At 52.8% G+C, this 15,702-nt stretch carries 13 protein-coding genes, 1 tRNA gene and 1 pseudogene; 9 read left to right on the forward strand and 6 right to left on the reverse strand.

Going from position 1 to position 15,702, the window contains the following annotated elements:
- Positions 1-38: 38 nt before the first annotated feature.
- Positions 39-584: pseudogene (locus FDX01_RS22115) on the forward strand (IS3 family transposase); the annotation flags it as partial.
- Positions 585-595: 11 nt separating this feature from the next.
- Here the strand turns inward: FDX01_RS22115 and FDX01_RS22120 are convergent.
- The 3 genes from FDX01_RS22120 to FDX01_RS22135 form a co-directional block, all read right to left on the reverse strand.
- Positions 596-1,984 carry a DNA methyltransferase gene (locus FDX01_RS22120; protein ID WP_212734024.1) on the reverse strand — a complete coding sequence of 463 codons (1,389 nt, stop codon included), beginning with the start codon at positions 1,982-1,984 and terminating at the stop codon, positions 596-598.
- A gap of 203 nt (positions 1,985-2,187) precedes the next feature.
- Positions 2,188-3,450, reverse strand: coding sequence for an integrase arm-type DNA-binding domain-containing protein (locus FDX01_RS22125; protein WP_137400471.1), 1,263 nt, complete (start codon positions 3,448-3,450; stop codon positions 2,188-2,190).
- Between the two features lie 198 nt (positions 3,451-3,648).
- Positions 3,649-3,733: transfer RNA gene (locus tag FDX01_RS22135), tRNA-Leu, on the reverse strand.
- A gap of 289 nt (positions 3,734-4,022) precedes the next feature.
- Between FDX01_RS22135 and FDX01_RS22140 the strand changes: the two genes are divergently transcribed.
- The 3 genes from FDX01_RS22140 to FDX01_RS22150 all read left to right on the forward strand — a co-directional run bounded on the left by FDX01_RS22140 (position 4,023) and on the right by FDX01_RS22150 (position 6,711).
- The gene (locus FDX01_RS22140; RefSeq protein ID WP_137400472.1) at positions 4,023-5,036 is read left to right on the forward strand and encodes an HNH endonuclease; all 1,014 of its coding nucleotides are present in this window, start codon (positions 4,023-4,025) and stop codon (positions 5,034-5,036) included.
- Positions 5,036-5,617 (forward strand): class I SAM-dependent methyltransferase, encoded by a 582-nt coding sequence (locus FDX01_RS22145; RefSeq protein WP_096758481.1) that lies wholly within the window; start codon positions 5,036-5,038, stop codon positions 5,615-5,617. Before FDX01_RS22140 ends, FDX01_RS22145 begins: the two co-directional genes overlap by 1 nt.
- Positions 5,618-5,691: 74 nt before the next feature.
- The gene (locus FDX01_RS22150; protein WP_096758482.1) at positions 5,692-6,711 is read left to right on the forward strand and encodes an NAD(P)-dependent alcohol dehydrogenase; all 1,020 of its coding nucleotides are present in this window, start codon (positions 5,692-5,694) and stop codon (positions 6,709-6,711) included.
- A gap of 31 nt (positions 6,712-6,742) precedes the next feature.
- Here the strand turns inward: FDX01_RS22150 and idnK are convergent, their stop codons facing one another.
- Complete coding sequence (gene idnK / locus FDX01_RS22155) at positions 6,743-7,264, reverse strand: gluconokinase (protein ID WP_096758483.1); 522 nt, start codon at positions 7,262-7,264, stop codon at positions 6,743-6,745.
- 217 nt (positions 7,265-7,481) lie between these two features.
- Between idnK and idnD the strand changes: the two genes are divergently transcribed.
- The 5 genes from idnD (at position 7,482) to FDX01_RS22180 (ending at position 13,335) form a co-directional block, all read left to right on the forward strand.
- On the forward strand, positions 7,482-8,525 hold the full coding sequence (idnD, locus tag FDX01_RS22160; RefSeq protein ID WP_096758484.1) for an L-idonate 5-dehydrogenase: 1,044 nt from the start codon (positions 7,482-7,484) through the stop codon (positions 8,523-8,525).
- Between the two features lie 11 nt (positions 8,526-8,536).
- On the forward strand, positions 8,537-9,301 hold the full coding sequence (gene idnO, locus FDX01_RS22165; protein WP_096758485.1) for a gluconate 5-dehydrogenase: 765 nt from the start codon (positions 8,537-8,539) through the stop codon (positions 9,299-9,301).
- A 79-nt stretch (positions 9,302-9,380) separates the two neighbouring features.
- A complete protein-coding gene (gene idnT / locus FDX01_RS22170; protein WP_324187049.1) occupies positions 9,381-10,703 on the forward strand; it encodes a gnt-II system L-idonate transporter in 1,323 nt (440 codons plus the stop codon).
- 51 nt (positions 10,704-10,754) lie between these two features.
- Positions 10,755-11,753, forward strand: a complete 999-nt coding sequence (locus FDX01_RS22175; protein ID WP_096758486.1) for a LacI family DNA-binding transcriptional regulator — start codon at positions 10,755-10,757, stop codon at positions 11,751-11,753.
- Between the two features lie 79 nt (positions 11,754-11,832).
- The gene (locus FDX01_RS22180) at positions 11,833-13,335 is read left to right on the forward strand and encodes a helicase HerA-like C-terminal domain-containing protein (RefSeq protein WP_115259998.1); all 1,503 of its coding nucleotides are present in this window, start codon (positions 11,833-11,835) and stop codon (positions 13,333-13,335) included.
- Between the two features lie 123 nt (positions 13,336-13,458).
- On the opposite strand, the gene lptG is transcribed toward FDX01_RS22180, so the two are convergent.
- Positions 13,459-14,541: an LPS export ABC transporter permease LptG gene (lptG, locus tag FDX01_RS22185; RefSeq protein ID WP_115259560.1), complete on the reverse strand. Its 1,083-nt coding sequence runs from the start codon at positions 14,539-14,541 to the stop codon at positions 13,459-13,461.
- The gene (gene lptF, locus FDX01_RS22190; RefSeq protein ID WP_115259561.1) at positions 14,541-15,641 is read right to left on the reverse strand and encodes an LPS export ABC transporter permease LptF; all 1,101 of its coding nucleotides are present in this window, start codon (positions 15,639-15,641) and stop codon (positions 14,541-14,543) included. The genes lptG and lptF overlap by 1 nt, the downstream gene beginning before the upstream one ends.
- Between the last annotated feature and the right edge of the window lie 61 nt (positions 15,642-15,702).

The following is a 15,702-nucleotide window of genomic DNA, read 5'->3' on the forward strand; positions in this document are numbered from 1 at the left end:
AAGCTGTGGCCAGTTTTTGTTGACCACTACAAGCCAGTATCGTGACACCCAACAGACTCCAGCGGCAGTTCAACCCGGAAGCACCGGATGAACGGTGGGTAACGGACATAACGTACATCCGAACCCACGAAGGCTGGCTGTATCTTGCCGTAGTTGTTGACCTGTTCTCGCGCAAAGTTATCGGCTGGTCAATGCAACCGCGGATGACAAAAGATATTGTTTTGAATGCGCTTTTGATGGCCGTGTGGCGACGTAATCCCCAAAAACAGGTTCTGGTTCATTCTGATCAAGGTAGTCAGTACACAAGCCATGAGTGGCAGTCGTTCCTGAAATCACACGGTCTGGAGGGTAGTATGAGCCGTCGTGGTAACTGTCACGACAACGCAGTTGCAGAAAGCTTTTTCCAGCTACTGAAGCGTGAACGGATAAAGAAAAAGATTTACGGAACACGGGAAGAAGCACGCAGCGATATTTTTGATTACATCGAAATGTTTTATAACAGTAAGCGTCGACATGGTTCGAGCGATCAGATGCCACCGACGGAGTATGAAAACCAATATTATCAACGACTCGGAAGTGTCTAGATTATCCGTGGCTATTCAGTCCCCTTTGGACACACTGCCTGCCAGTCTTTTTGCAGGCTATTACCGCTCCAAATTTTACCTGATGATCGCAACGGCAACGCTGGTGGTGCTGAACCAATATGTTCTTCCCACTGCTTATTTAGTTGATGCTCCGCAAGCCAGAGAGAAAGCCGAGCTATTTCACAAGCAAAATCATCAATCTCAATGCCGTAAAACTGGTCGAGATGGATACCGCTCATAAAAATGGATTGTGGGTCGCATTGTAAAAGAGCCTGAATCACGTCCATTTCTAAAAGACGTAGTTCTTTATAGGAGACAATCAAGAAGTTCCCTGAACCACACGCAGGATCAAAAACCTTCATTTTCCCCAGACGGAGAAGCAACCGTTTGAGACCATTCGTGTTTGTGCGTTGTTTTTCAAGCTCTGAACGCAATGGCTCCAGAAATAATGGTTGTATAACTTTCATGATATTGCTGTATGAAGTGTAATGCTGTCCTAAGCGGCTACGCTGCTCCACATCAATCACAGCTTGGAACATGCTGCCGAAAATGTCAGGGTTAATCTCACTCCAGTCCATTGCACTGCATTCAAGTAAGATACGTCTGCCCTTCAACCCCAACTCTGGAACAGGCTCATCACTGGCGAATAAACCACCATTAACATAAGGGAATGCGGCTAAATGAATCGGAAGTGACAGGCGTAATTTGCTATTCGGTTTGCTGTTCATCACGGCAAACAGATCTGTCAGAAACTGATCTAAATCACTGCCATCTTCGGCGGTGTAGCTCTTAACTGCGGAAGTAAACTGACCTTTTTCAAAGATGCCCGTGTCTTCGGCAAAAAAGCAAAACAACAAACGAGTGAGAAAAACATTAAGCGCGTGAATATCTTCTGCTTTGCTTAAATCATTACGCTCCTTGATAAGATCAAACAGCTTTCCCATCTTCTCAGCGGCTTTCACATCGGCCGGGTTTTCACTATTGAGAATAGCCTTTTCCAACCCTACCAGCGGTAAGAAAAAACCGTAGTTACGTGGTAACTCTTCAAACTCAATATCGAGACGTTCCTGTGTCAGTGTGTCCCAGGCTAAAAAACGAACAAAATTTGTTATTAGAACAAAGCGGATCTTATTTTTTACAACTGCCGCATCGGCAATACGTTGGTCAAAAGCAGATTCAAGATCATCATTATCCGCTACTGGCTGGTAGTAGAGTTTATTTTTTAATGCAACGTGTCCTAGCTCTTTCGCAACATTACGCGCCCCACCTTGCCGAATCTGACTCAGGGTAGATTTAGGGAACTCAAAAGCAGTTAAAAAGCCGTATATAAATTCATTTTTCTCAGTGCCTTCAAGTAGTTGCTCGAGATGCTCAAAAATTTTCGCCTGATTAACAGCCATTATTTTTCCTAAAAAATACAGTACCCGTAGAGGATGATGCACTCATTCTAACCGAAGAAAATTTTATCAAGTAGTTCCAATGCGTTACCTAGGTTGTATCAAAAAAATAGAAAACTTAAGCCCTATGCCTGCCACCGCAAGGCGGCAGGCTTCGCTCAGAGTACTTAATCGTCAGCGGAAATTTATCCTCAAGACAGCCGTTACTACCGCGTAGACTCTAGTTTCCCAAAATCAAACGGACTAACCCCTTTCTCCCGATTAGCATCCAGATAATCCGCCCACCATTGCAGCATCAACCGGCGCTCCCCCAGATGCTCCGCTTTATGGATGTAGGCAGCCCTAACAGAGCTACGCTCCTGATGGCTCATCTGCCTTTCTACCGCATCCCTCGACCACAATCCTGATTCAATAAGTGAACTACAGGCCATCGTCCTGAAACCATGCCCACAGACTTCTGTTTTGGTGTCATAGCCCATAACTCGCAAAGCCTTGTTCACCGTATTCTCACTCATCGGCTTATGCGGATCGTGATCGCCCACAAAAATCAGCTCTCGATTTCCATTCATGCTTTTGATCTTTCCCAAAATAGCTAAGGCCTGCCGCGATAAGGGTACAAGATGGGGAGTTCGCATCTTCGAACCACGCTGAGAATGTTTAACACCGTCCAACGGTTCACGCTCACCGGGGATCATCCACATGGCCGTTTCAAAATCCACTTCTGACCAACGGGCAAAGCGCAGTTCGCTTGAACGGATGAAAACTAACAAAGTGAGTTCGACAGCCAGTCGAGTTAACGGCCTGCCGGAGTAATGATCAATGCGGTGAAGTAATTCAGGTATGCGGTTAAGCTCCAGAGCCGCACGATGCTGTCTTTTAGCAGTGGCAACCGCACCGGCAATCTCTTGCGCGGGGTTGTAGTCGATTAAGCCGCTCTGAACGGCAAAGCGCATAATCGCGGTAGTTCGCTGCTGTAAACGGGCGGCGACTTCAAGACGTCCGGATGACTCCACCGCTTTAATGGGTACAAGAAGATCCCGAGTCTTAAGCTCTGCAATGTTCCGCTTACCGATAGCAGCAAAGAGATTATCTTCTAGGCTTTTCAATACACGAGCACTATGCGATGCAGACCACTTCTGATTACTGGCATGCCAGTCTCTGGCGACCACTTCAAACGTTATCGCCTCTTGCTCCTGTTCTACCTTAACCGCTTTCTTGTTTTCACTGGGATCGACGCCGTTCGCTAAAAGCTTACGCGCTTCGTCTCGCCGCGATCGAGCATCAGCTAACGAAACTTCAGGATACTTCCCTAGCGCCAGCATCTTCTCTTTACCACCGAAACGATAACGAAACCGCCAGTATTTGGAGCCGTTAGGGTGAACCAGCAAAACCATGCCTTCACCATCAGTAAGTTTATAGGCTTTTGCTTCAGGCTTTGCCGAACGAACCTTCACATCACTCAGAGCCATGATGAATATCCTTTCAAGGGTTCTGTGTGGGTACAAACATTATCGAACCGGGATATACCCGCAGTTGTACCCGCATCAATAAGTTGATGTAGATTGAATCAGGTTGACTTAGGTTGAGTGAAAAAGCGAGGAAAGCCTTGCGGATACTGGATTTCAGGCACAAAAAAAGACGTCTGTTGACGTCTATTGATGTTCCGATGGTGCCGAAGGCCGGACTCGAACCGGCACGTATTTCTACGGTTGATTTTGAATCAACTGCGTCTACCGATTTCGCCACTCCGGCACGGAAGGGATGCGGAAAACGTTGTGGATTATACCTGTCGCACGCCACCATGCAAGCGGCAGCGCACGATAGTCGCGCTAAGTGTTGAAAAAAACAGCACCATTGCGGTTCGATCGCCCACGCGCCCTTCTTCCTCCCGCTATTCTCATCTCTAACCTGAATTTTTCCGGAATTTACCTCGCAAAAAAATGCAACGTGACCCGCTCGGTTTACATTTGCTGCTGTTTACTATGAGATGTCGTTACTGAATCCAGTAATAGCAGTTACCAACCGTTCTCAGGACACCGTTATGCGTTTCTATCAGGTTGAACCCACGCTGGAAAACTACTGGCGCGGGATTATCCTCTTTGGCAAGAATGTGGCTTCCTACAAGTTTGCACTCGCCCATGCATTGCACGAACTCAAACCTGATGGCAGCGATCTCATCACGCTTGAAGATCTGGCTGTACCGTTCAGCAGCCATTTATGCCGCCATCTCAGACATGCGCCAAAGCAGATAACCTCACGCAGCAGCCAGTTTATTGCCGCCTGTACGCAATTTAATAACGGCGAGATCACGCGTGATGAACTCACCGCCATCACGGTCCGGCAAGGGTTTAATAACGTGATTGATGCCTTTCATAATGTGAATCAGGGCGAAATTGAAAAACGCTTTTTTATTGATGAGCGTAAAACGCATAAAGGCATCCGGATGACGGATAATTTCTACAATCTGGGTGAGCGCCTGCAATACCGAAACCTTATTTTTGAAACAGATGCGCGCTGGAGCCTCGTCGAACAAGCCTGGGCAATGAATATCTCCAGCCACCTGATAAATGTCGAGTATGACAACGATGACCAAATGCTGTTTAGCAGGAACAGTGACCGGCGGGTGACGATCTCCAGCTGTCGGGACAGCCTTAACGGTTATCAGAAGGGGCGCTGCTTCTACTGTTTTGCGCCTATTAGTTTGCTCCCTGGCGACGACACCTTTGCCGATGTTGATCATTTTATCCCGTGGAAAGCTCGGGGACAGGTCGCAAATATCGATGGCGTCTGGAATTTGGTACTCGCCTGCAAAGAATGTAACCGGGGTGGGAAAGGCAAATTTGCCCAACTTCCCTCACCCAGGCTACTTCAGCGTCTTCGGGACAGAAATGAATATTTCATAAACAGCCATCTTCCACTGCGTGAAACATTGATTCGCCAGACGGGCGCGACCCCGACGCTGAGAAACACATTTTTGAACGACAGCTGGAACGAGGCGCTTAAAATACTCTTTCACCAATGGGAACCCCTTGCACAAGGAACGGATACATTCTGATGACTCTCGAATATTACCAGCGCCACGCGCAGGATTTTTTTAGCTCTACGGTTAATGTCGATATGGAATCGCTTTATCTCCCCTTCCTGCGACACCTCCCGCAGAGCGGACGTATTCTGGATGCAGGCTGCGGCTCCGGCCGTGACAGTAAAGCCTTCCTGGAAAAAGGTTATCAAGTCGAAGCATTCGATGCCTCTGCAGAAATGGTTAACCTTGCCAGCCAGCATACCGGACTGTGCGTCAAACAGATGACATTTAACGATATCGCCGACACCGAACGCTATGATGGTATCTGGTGCTGTGCATCGTTGCTGCATGTGAGCGCCGAAGCGTTACCCGGTGTAATGAGCAAACTCGCTCACGCGCTTAAAACCGGGGGGATATGGTATGTCTCGTTCAAATACGGCGAAACAGAAAGAGTGAAAGACGGCCGTCACTTTACCGATCTCACCGAGCAGGGACTGGAAAAGCTGATCGCACCGCTGAGCGATATCACGCTAATCAGCAGTTGGACGACGCTCGATAAGCGTCCTGACCGCGACGAAATGTGGCTCAACGCATTGCTGCAGAAAAGGCCCTAATCCCCCCTTCTGCGAAGCACCCTATTTCCCCATGCTCTACACTTCCTGTTCAACACCACACTGAGGGAAACACGATGTCGATGATAAAAAGCTACGCCGCAAAAGAGGCGGGCAGCGAACTCGAACTCTATGAATATGATGCGGGCGAGCTAAAGCCGGAAGATGTCGAAGTACAGGTCGAATACTGCGGTATCTGCCATTCCGATTTGTCGATGATCGACAACGAATGGGGGTTCTCTCAGTATCCGCTGGTTGCCGGGCATGAGGTGATTGGTCGCGTGGCGGCGCTCGGCAGTGCGGCGCAGGATAAAGGCCTGAAGGTCGGCCAGCGCGTCGGCATCGGCTGGACGGCGCGCAGTTGCGGGCACTGCGATGCCTGTATCAGCGGTAATCAGATTAATTGCCTGGAAGGTGCCGTTCCCACGATCCTCAATCGCGGCGGCTTTGCCGAGAAGCTGCGTGCAGACTGGCAGTGGGTGATCCCGCTGCCGGAGAGCATCGATCATGCGGCTGCCGGTCCATTGCTGTGCGGCGGCATCACGGTGTTCAAACCGCTGCTGATGCACCACATCACCGCCACCAGCCGCGTCGGGGTGATTGGTATCGGCGGCCTGGGGCATATCGCCATTAAGCTGTTACACGCGATGGGGTGCGAAGTCACCGCGTTCAGCTCCAACCCAGCGAAAGAACAGGAAGTGCTGGCGATGGGGGCCGATAAAGTGGTTAACAGTCGCGATCCGGAGGCGCTGAAAGCGCTGGCGGGCCAGTTCGATCTCATCATTAATACGGTTAACGTCGATCTCGACTGGCAGCCCTATTTTGAAGCGCTGGCCTACGGCGGTAATTTCCACACCGTCGGCGCGGTGCTGAAGCCGCTGCCAGTGCCGGCGTTTACTTTAATTGCCGGCGATCGCAGCGTCTCCGGTTCGGCAACCGGCACACCGTTCGAACTGCGCAAGCTGATGAAGTTTGCCGGGCGCAGCAAGGTGTCGCCAGTCACCGAGCAGTACCCGATGTCAAAAATCAATGAAGCTATCCAGCACGTGCGCGACGGCAAAGCCCGTTACCGCGTGGTGCTAAAAGCCGATTTCTGATGCGGTGGCTCAGTCCCGTAAGGGGCTGAGCTTATTGCCCATGACGAAATGCGAGCACCGCCTGGCGGCACTGTTCCGTCACATGCTCGATGTCATGGTTCACGTCGATGCGGGCAATATCGCGTTCATCTTCCTGCGGGCACTCCAGCGCGTCGAACTGGCTTTTTAGTAATCCCACCGGCATAAAATGCCCTGCCCGACGCTGCATGCGCGCCAGAATAGTCTCGTAATCGCCATCCAGCCACAAAAAATGCACATTCGGGCTGCCCTGGCGCAATATATCGCGATACTGTTTTTTTAATGACGAGCAGACAATAAATCCGGTTTCATTCTTTTTATACAGGCTGTATGACGCGTCATTTAACCGTTCTAACCACGGCAGCCGGTCTTCATCAGTTAATGGAATACCTTCCGACATTTTATCAATATTTTTGGCGGGATGGAGATCGTCACCATCTATGAATTTAGCGGATAATACGGCGGCAACTTTGCTGCCAATGAGTGATTTACCGCTACCAGAAACGCCCATCAAAATATAACTTTCCCCAGCCATCTAAAAAACTCCAGATTCATATTCCATGGCGCGATATTACGCCTTGCTGATGGGGAAATTCACGCTTTTTCAGTACCACGGAGCAGATTTACAAGGCGCATCACGTTATGCGTAACATTGTAGTGTAACAATTTTCCAGCGTGATCTTCATCACAAATAATAACAATTAAAACCGTTTAAATGCTGCCGAGGTTACTACCTGACCAGTGAGGAATTTATGCAAGTCAAAACCCAATCCTGCGTTGTCGCGGGTAAGAAAGCTGTTGCCATTACCGACCAAAATATTGAATGGAATAATAAAGGAACGTTAGTGCAAATTACCCGCGGGGGAATTTGTGGTTCCGATTTACATTATTATCAGGAAGGCAAAGTCGGTAATTTTACCGTTAAAGCCCCGATGATTTTAGGCCATGAAGTTATTGGTAAAGTGGTCCAGAGTGATTCACCTGAATTACATGAAGGTCAGTCGGTGGCGATTAACCCGTCGAAGCCCTGCGGCCACTGCAAATACTGTCTGCAGCATGAAGAAAATCAGTGTACAGAGATGCGATTTTTTGGCAGCGCCATGTATTTTCCCCATGTTGACGGCGGCTTTACCCGGTTTAAAACCGTCGATACCGCGCAGTGCATCCCCTACCCGCAGCAGGCCGATGAAAAAGTCATGGCCTTTGCCGAACCGCTGGCGGTAGCAATCCATGCCGCGCATGAAGCGGGCGACCTGCAGGGTAAACGGGTGTTTATCTCCGGCGTTGGGCCAATTGGCTGCCTGATCGTCAGCGCAGTGAAAACGCTCGGCGCAGCAGAAATCGTCTGTGCAGACGTCAGCCCGCGTTCGCTTTCGCTGGCGCAACAGATGGGCGCAGACACGCTGATTAATCCGCAACAAGACTCGCTCGACGCATGGAAAAAAGAGAAAGGCTATTTTGACGTCAGCTTCGAAGTCTCCGGCCATCCTTCCTCAATCACCACCTGTCTGGAAGTCACCCGCGCGAAAGGCGTGATGGTGCAGGTCGGCATGGGCGGCGCGGTACCAGAGTTCCCGATGATGATGCTGATCGGCAAAGAGATCGCGCTTAAAGGCTCGTTCCGCTTTACCACCGAATTCAATACCGCGGTGTCGTGGCTGGCAAATAACGTTATCGATCCGCTGCCGTTACTCAGCGCCGAATATCCGTTTACCGACCTTGAACAGGCGCTGATCTTCGCCGGGGATAAAACCCAGGCGGCGAAAGTCCAGCTCGTTTTTGAAGACATAAAATAAGGAATAGCATGATGAACGATCTTTTTTCACTGGATGGCAAAAATATTCTGATCACCGGTTCGGCGCAGGGAATTGGTTATTTACTGGCGACCGGGCTGGGCAAATATGGCGCGCAGATCATCGTCAATGACATTACGCCGGAACGCGCAGAAGCCGCCGTGGCAAAACTGCAGCAGGAAGGGATCCGCGCCGTTGCCGCGCCTTTCAATGTTACGCATAAACAGGATATCGACGCCGCCATTGACCATATCGAAAAAGATATTGGCCCGATTGATGTGTTGGTGAATAACGCCGGTATTCAGCGCCGTCATCCGTTCACCGAGTTCCCGGAACAGGACTGGAACGACGTGATTGCGGTGAACCAGACGGCAGTATTCCTGGTGTCGCAGGCGGTCACTCGTCGCATGGTGGAACGCCAGGCCGGGAAAGTCATCAACATCTGCTCCATGCAGAGCGAACTGGGCCGCGACACCATCACGCCATATGCCGCCTCAAAAGGGGCGGTAAAAATGCTCACCCGTGGGATGTGCGTTGAGCTGGCGCGCCACAATATCCAGGTGAACGGCATCGCGCCGGGCTACTTCAAAACCGAGATGACCAAAGCGCTGGTCGAAGACGAAGCCTTCACCGCCTGGCTGTGCAAACGGACGCCTGCCGCACGTTGGGGCGATCCGCAGGAGCTAATTGGTGCGGCGGTTTTCCTCTCGTCCAAAGCATCCGATTTTGTTAACGGACACCTGCTGTTTGTCGATGGCGGCATGCTGGTCGCCGTCTGATACAACACAACGCAACATCACGCAGCGCCCTGGCGCTGCATTTTTGGCACACCACTCTACATAATTTATAAGAGAAAAGATTATGCCATTAATTATTATTGCGGCAGGCGTCGCGCTGCTCCTGGTCCTGATGATTGGCTTTAAAGTTAACGGCTTTATTGCTCTGGTCCTGGTAGCGGCGGTCGTCGGTTTTGCCGAAGGGATGGATGCCCAGGCCGTTCTGCACTCAATACAAAATGGGATCGGCGGGACGCTCGGCGGGCTGGCGATGATCCTCGGGTTCGGCGCCATGCTCGGAAAGCTAATCTCCGATACAGGCGCGGCCCAGCGCATCGCCACTACGCTGATTGGCACGTTCGGTAAAAAACGCGTGCAGTGGGCGCTGGTCATTACCGGGCTGGTCGTCGGTCTGGCGATGTTCTTCGAAGTCGGTTTTGTTCTGCTGCTGCCGCTGGTGTTTACGGTGGTGGCCTCATCCGGACTGCCGCTGCTGTACGTCGGCGTGCCGATGGTGGCGGCGCTGTCCGTGACCCACTGTTTTCTGCCGCCTCATCCGGGACCAACGGCGATTGCCACGATCTTCGAGGCCAACCTTGGCACCACGCTGCTGTACGGCTTTATCATTACTATCCCGACGGTGATTGTCGCCGGGCCGCTGTTCTCCAAGCTGCTGACCCGCTTTGAGAAAGCGCCGCCGGAAGGCTTATTTAACCCTCACTTGTTCACCGAAGAAGAGATGCCGTCGTTCTGGAACAGTATCTTTGCCGCGGTTATCCCGGTCATACTGATGGCGGTCGCCGCAGTGTGCGAAATTACGCTACCGAAGACCAACAGCGTGCGGGTGTTCTTTGAGTTTATCGGTAACCCTGCTGTCGCCTTGTTTATTGCCATCGTCCTCGCCATTTTTACCCTTGGCCGTCGTAACGGACGTACGATCGAGCAAATAATGGATATCATTGGCGACTCTATCGGCGCCATCGCCATGATTGTGTTTATCATCGCCGGCGGTGGGGCGTTTAAGCAGGTGTTGGTCGACAGCGGCGTGGGCCAGTATATCTCACACCTGATGACCGGTACCTCACTCTCTCCGCTGCTGATGTGCTGGACGGTCGCGGCGTTGCTGCGCATCGCACTCGGTTCAGCCACCGTGGCGGCGATTACTACCGCGGGCGTGGTGCTGCCGATTATTAACGTCACCCATGCCGATCCGGCGCTGATGGTGCTGGCAACCGGTGCGGGCAGCGTGATTGCTTCCCACGTTAACGATCCGGGATTCTGGCTGTTTAAAGGCTATTTTAATCTCAGCGTCGGCGAAACGTTGCGCACCTGGACAGTCATGGAAACGTTGATTTCCATTATGGGACTCCTTGGGGTTCTGGCGCTTAACGCCATTCTGCATTAGTTCGGCATTACCGGGGAGCACAAGCCAGCGCTCCCCGGCTCAGGAGAGAAGATGAGGAACCACAGAATTTCTTTGCAAGATATCGCCACCCTGGCGGGTGTGACCAAAATGACGGTGAGTCGCTACATCCGCTCGCCGAAAAAAGTCGCAAAGGAAACCGGCGAGCGCATCGCGCAGATTATGGAGGAGATTAACTACATCCCCAACCGCGCGCCGGCAATGCTGTTGAACGCGCAAAGCTATACGCTCGGCGTGCTGATCCCCTCGTTTCAAAACCAGCTGTTTGCCGACATTCTGGCGGGGATTGAATCCGTGACCTCGGACCATAACTATCAAACGCTGATCGCCAACTACAATTACGATCGGGAGTCCGAGGAAGAATCGGTTATCAACCTGCTGTCGTACAACATCGACGGCATTATTCTTTCCGAGAAATATCACACTTTACGTACCGTGAAGTTTCTGCGTTCAGCGACTATTCCGGTGGTTGAGCTGATGGATATCCAGGGCGATCGTCTGGATATGGAGGTGGGATTCGATAACCGCCAGGCGGCGTTTGATATGGTCAGCACCATGCTGGATAAACGCCCGCGCCACAAAATCCTGTATCTGGGTTCGAAAGACGACGTCCGTGACGAGCAGCGCTATCGCGGCTATTGCGATGCCATGACTCGCCGGGGTCTGGAACCACTGCGCGTGAATCCGCGCGCCATCTCCTCCATCCATCTCGGTACCCAGATGATGCGTGACGCGCTGGCTGCGCACCCGGATGTAGACGGCGTGTTCTGTACCAACGACGATATTGCGATGGGCGCGCTGCTGCTGTGCCGCGAGCGCGATCTGGCTGTGCCGGAGCAGATCTCGATTGCCGGATTCCACGGGCTGGAAATGGGCAGGCAGATGATCCCAAGCCTCGCGAGCGTGATCACCCCACGTTTCGACATTGGTCGCATGGCGGCGCAGATGTTGCTCAGTAAAATCAAGAACAACGACCATAACCACAACACCGTAGATTTGGGATATCAGATTTATCACGGCAATACGCTTTAAGTCATTTTCTCTCCCCTGCGCATATTCTCTTTCATCGACATTGCCTATACTCCAGGCAGGATAAATGGAGGAAATCTCAATGAGCGCACCCCTGTTAATTGCCCGCACGCCGGACACCGAACTGTTTTTACTGCCTGGCATGGCCAACCGCCACGGGCTGATTACCGGCGCGACCGGGACCGGTAAAACCGTCACCTTGCAGAAGCTGGCCGAATCGCTGTCGGAGATCGGCGTGCCGGTGTTTATGGCCGATGTTAAAGGCGACTTAACCGGCGTAGCGCAGGCAGGACAGGCGTCTGAAAAGCTGCTGACCCGCCTGAACAACATCGGTATTACCGACTGGCAGCCGCATGATAATCCGGTCACGGTGTGGGATATCTTCGGTGAGAAAGGTCACCCGGTGCGCGCCACGGTATCGGATCTCGGCCCGCTGCTGCTGGCCCGCCTGCTGAACCTGAACGATGTGCAGTCCGGCGTGCTGGATATTATCTTCCGCATTGCGGATGACCAGGGGCTGCTGCTGCTCGATTTCAAAGACCTGCGGGCTATCACTCAGTACATCGGCGATAACGCCAAATCCTTCCAGAATCAGTACGGCAATATCAGTAGCGCCTCGGTCGGGGCTATCCAGCGCGGGCTACTGTCGCTGGAGCAACAGGGCGCGGCGCATTTCTTTGGTGAGCCGATGCTGGATATCAAAGACTGGATGCGCACCGACGCCAGCGGCAAGGGGATAATCAACATCCTTAGCGCAGAAAAACTGTACCAGATGCCCAAACTGTACGCCGCCAGCCTGCTGTGGATGCTCTCCGAACTGTACGAGCAGTTGCCGGAAGCGGGCGATCTGGAAAAACCCAAGCTGGTGTTCTTCTTCGACGAAGCCCATCTGTTGTTCAACGATGCCCCGCAGGTATTGCTGGATAAAATCGAACAGGTGATCCGCCTTATCCGCTCGAAAGGCGTCGGTGTTTGGTTCGTGTCGCAAAACCCCGCCGATATTCCGGACAACGTGCTCGGTCAATTGGGTAACCGCGTGCAGCACGCCCTGCGCGCGTTCACACCCAAAGACCAGAAAGCGGTGAAAACTGCGGCACAAACCATGCGCGCCAATCCGGCATTTGATACCGAAAAAGCCATTCAGGAACTGGGGACCGGCGAGGCGCTAATCTCGTTCCTCGATGCCAAAGGCAGTCCGTCGGTGGTGGAGCGGGCGATGGTGATTGCGCCGTGCTCGCGCATGGGACCGGTAACCGACGATGAGCGCAACGGGCTGATTAATCACTCCGCGCTGTACGGCAAATATGAAGAAGAGGTTGACCGTGAGTCGGCCTATGAGCGTTTACAGCAAGGCGTGCAGGCCAGTACTGAGCAGCAAAACACACCTCCCGCCAACGGCAAAGCGGTCGCAGTGGACGACGGTATTCTCGGCGGGCTGAAGGATATCTTGTTTGGCAGCACCGGGCCGCGCGGCGGCAAGCGTGATGGTGTGGTGCAGAGCGTGGCGAAAAGCGCGGCGCGTCAGGTCACCAATCAGATTATTCGTGGCATGTTGGGAAGTTTGATGGGCGGAAGAAAACGCTAGTGCCTGTGTTACTTTGCCAGATAAGGCGTTAACGCCTTATCTGGCCTACGGGTCCTGAGTAGGACCGGATAAGCGCAGCGCCATCCGGCACTGCGTGTGACGTTGCCGGATGGCGGGCTGTAATTACGATTTACGCAGCATCAGCCACAGGCTTATCAGGAAGAAGCTGGCACTTGGCAGCAGCGCCCCGATAATCGGTGGAATACCGTATACCAGCGTCAGCGGACCAAAGATCTGGTCCAGTACGTAGAACACGAAACCGAAGCTAATCCCCGTCACTACACGCACGCCCATCGGCACACTACGCAGCGGGCCAAAGATGAACGACAGCGCCATCAGCATCATCACCGCCACGGACAGCGGCTGGAAGACTTTACTCCACATGTTGAGCTGGTAGCGTCCGGCGTCCTGGCCGCTGGACTTCAGGTACTTCACGTAATTATGCAGACCGCTGATCGACAGCGCATCCGGATCCAGCGCCACGACACCGAGTTTGTCTGGCGTGAGGTTGGTCTTCCAGGTGCCGCTCACGGTTTGTGAACCGGTAACCTGCTTCGGATCCTGCAGGTTGGACTCATCCACCTGCGACAGACGCCAGACCTTATTGTCTTTATCAAATTTGGCAGACGCCGCATAGCGCACGGACTGCAAACGACGCTGGTCGTTAAAGGTATAAATACTGATACCCCCTAACTCTTCGTCGCCTTTCACCCGCTCAATGTAGACAAAGCTGTCGCCGTCTTTCGCCCACAGCCCTTGCTGGGTAGACAGCAGCGAACCACCGTACATCTGCTGTGCGCGGTAGTTACGCGCCATCTGTTCACCCTGCGGCGCAACCCATTCCCCGATAGCCATCGTCAACAGCACCAGCGGAATAGCGGTTTTCATCACCGACAGCGCAACCTGCATCCGGGTAAAACCAGACGCCTGCATCACCACCAGTTCACTACGCTGGGCCAGCATGCCCAATCCCAGCAGCGCGCCGAGCAGCGCCGCCATCGGGAAGAAGATCTGAATGTCTTTAGGGGCACTGAGCAGCGTATACAGCCCGGCCCCCATCGCGTCGTAGCTCCCCTGCCCGGCCTTTTTCAACTGGTCAACAAACTTGATGATGCCGGAGAGCGACACCAGCATGAACAACGTCATCATGATGGTGGTAAAAATGGTTTTACCGATATAGCGGTCAAGTACACCAAAGGGCTGCATTATACCGCTCCTTTACGCAGAAAACGGGCACGCAAGCGGCGCACAGGCACCGTATCCCACAGGTTAAGCGCAATCGCCAGAGCCAGATAACTCAGGTTAACCGTCCACATCCAGAACACTGGATCCAGTTTCCCTTTGCCGCCGTTCGACTTCAGTGAGGTCTGGATCAGGAAGAACATCAGATACAGCAGCATGGCGGGCAGCATCGACAGTACGCGTCCCTGACGTGGATTCACCACACTCAGCGGTACCACCATCAGCGCCATCATCGCCACCGTGAATACTAACGTGATACGCCAGTGCAGCTCCGCACGGGCGCGATCGGTGTCGGTCGTCCACAGCGTGTGCATGTCCATCTGGTCGGTGTCGTTCGGATCCAGCGCCACGGCCTGATGGCCGATAATCGCCTGATAGTCCTTGAAGTCGGTAATGCGGAAGTCACGCAGCAGCGCGGTCCCTTCAAAGCGCGTACCTTCGTTCAGCGACACCACCTGGGAGCCATCGCGCAGTTGCGTCAGATGTCCGGAATCGGCCACGACCACGGAAGGACGGGCGTTACCTTTTGGGCGGATCTGCGCGAGGAACACATCTTTGAAATTACTGCCATCGACGCTTTCGATAAACAGCACCGAGCTGCCGTTAGTGGCCTGCTGGAACTGTCCCTGCGCGAGTGCCGCCATGCCGGGGTTCGCTTTCGCTTCCGCCAGCACTTCGTCCTGATGCTTTGAAGACCAGGGCCCCGCCCACATCACGTTGATCGCCGCAAAGATACTGGTAAACAGCGCCAGCACCATCGCCGCTTTCACCAGTACGGCCTTACTCAGCCCGCAGGCGTGCATCACCGTAATTTCACTTTCGGTATACAGTTTGCCCAGCGTCATGAGCAGCCCGAGGAACAGGCTTAATGGCAAGATAAGTTGCGCCATTTCTGGCACGCCCAGCCCCAGCAGCGAGAGCACCAGATTTGCCGGGATGTCACCGTCAACCGCCGCACCGAGGATCCTGACCAGCTTTTGACAAAAGAAGATCAACAGCAGGATGAATAGGATCGCAAGTTGGCTTTTGAGCGTTTCCCGTACCAGATATCTTATGATTATCACTTTAAATACGCCCGTAAAAACCCGTCTTTTGCAGGAAAATAGCTTGTTTCATGGCTTAAAC

This window comes from Citrobacter sp. wls613 (assembly GCF_005281195.1).
GTDB classification, from domain to species: domain Bacteria; phylum Pseudomonadota; class Gammaproteobacteria; order Enterobacterales; family Enterobacteriaceae; genus Citrobacter; species Citrobacter gillenii.

Excerpts from the sequence above, each read along its gene's own strand:
- FDX01_RS22120 (WP_212734024.1), bottom strand. The coding sequence starts at position 1,984 with ATGGCTGTTAATCAGGCGAAAATTTTTGAGCATCTCGAGCAACTACTT.
- FDX01_RS22125 (WP_137400471.1), bottom strand. The coding sequence starts at position 3,450 with ATGGCTCTGAGTGATGTGAAGGTTCGTTCGGCAAAGCCTGAAGCAAAA.
- FDX01_RS22140 (WP_137400472.1), top strand. The coding sequence starts at position 4,023 with ATGCGTTTCTATCAGGTTGAACCCACGCTGGAAAACTACTGGCGCGGG.
- FDX01_RS22145 (WP_096758481.1), top strand. The coding sequence starts at position 5,036 with ATGACTCTCGAATATTACCAGCGCCACGCGCAGGATTTTTTTAGCTCT.
- FDX01_RS22150 (WP_096758482.1), top strand. The coding sequence starts at position 5,692 with ATGTCGATGATAAAAAGCTACGCCGCAAAAGAGGCGGGCAGCGAACTC.
- idnK (WP_096758483.1), bottom strand. The coding sequence starts at position 7,264 with ATGGCTGGGGAAAGTTATATTTTGATGGGCGTTTCTGGTAGCGGTAAA.
- idnD (WP_096758484.1), top strand. The coding sequence starts at position 7,482 with ATGCAAGTCAAAACCCAATCCTGCGTTGTCGCGGGTAAGAAAGCTGTT.
- idnO (WP_096758485.1), top strand. The coding sequence starts at position 8,537 with ATGAACGATCTTTTTTCACTGGATGGCAAAAATATTCTGATCACCGGT.
- FDX01_RS22175 (WP_096758486.1), top strand. The coding sequence starts at position 10,755 with ATGAGGAACCACAGAATTTCTTTGCAAGATATCGCCACCCTGGCGGGT.
- FDX01_RS22180 (WP_115259998.1), top strand. The coding sequence starts at position 11,833 with ATGAGCGCACCCCTGTTAATTGCCCGCACGCCGGACACCGAACTGTTT.
- lptG (WP_115259560.1), bottom strand. The coding sequence starts at position 14,541 with ATGCAGCCCTTTGGTGTACTTGACCGCTATATCGGTAAAACCATTTTT.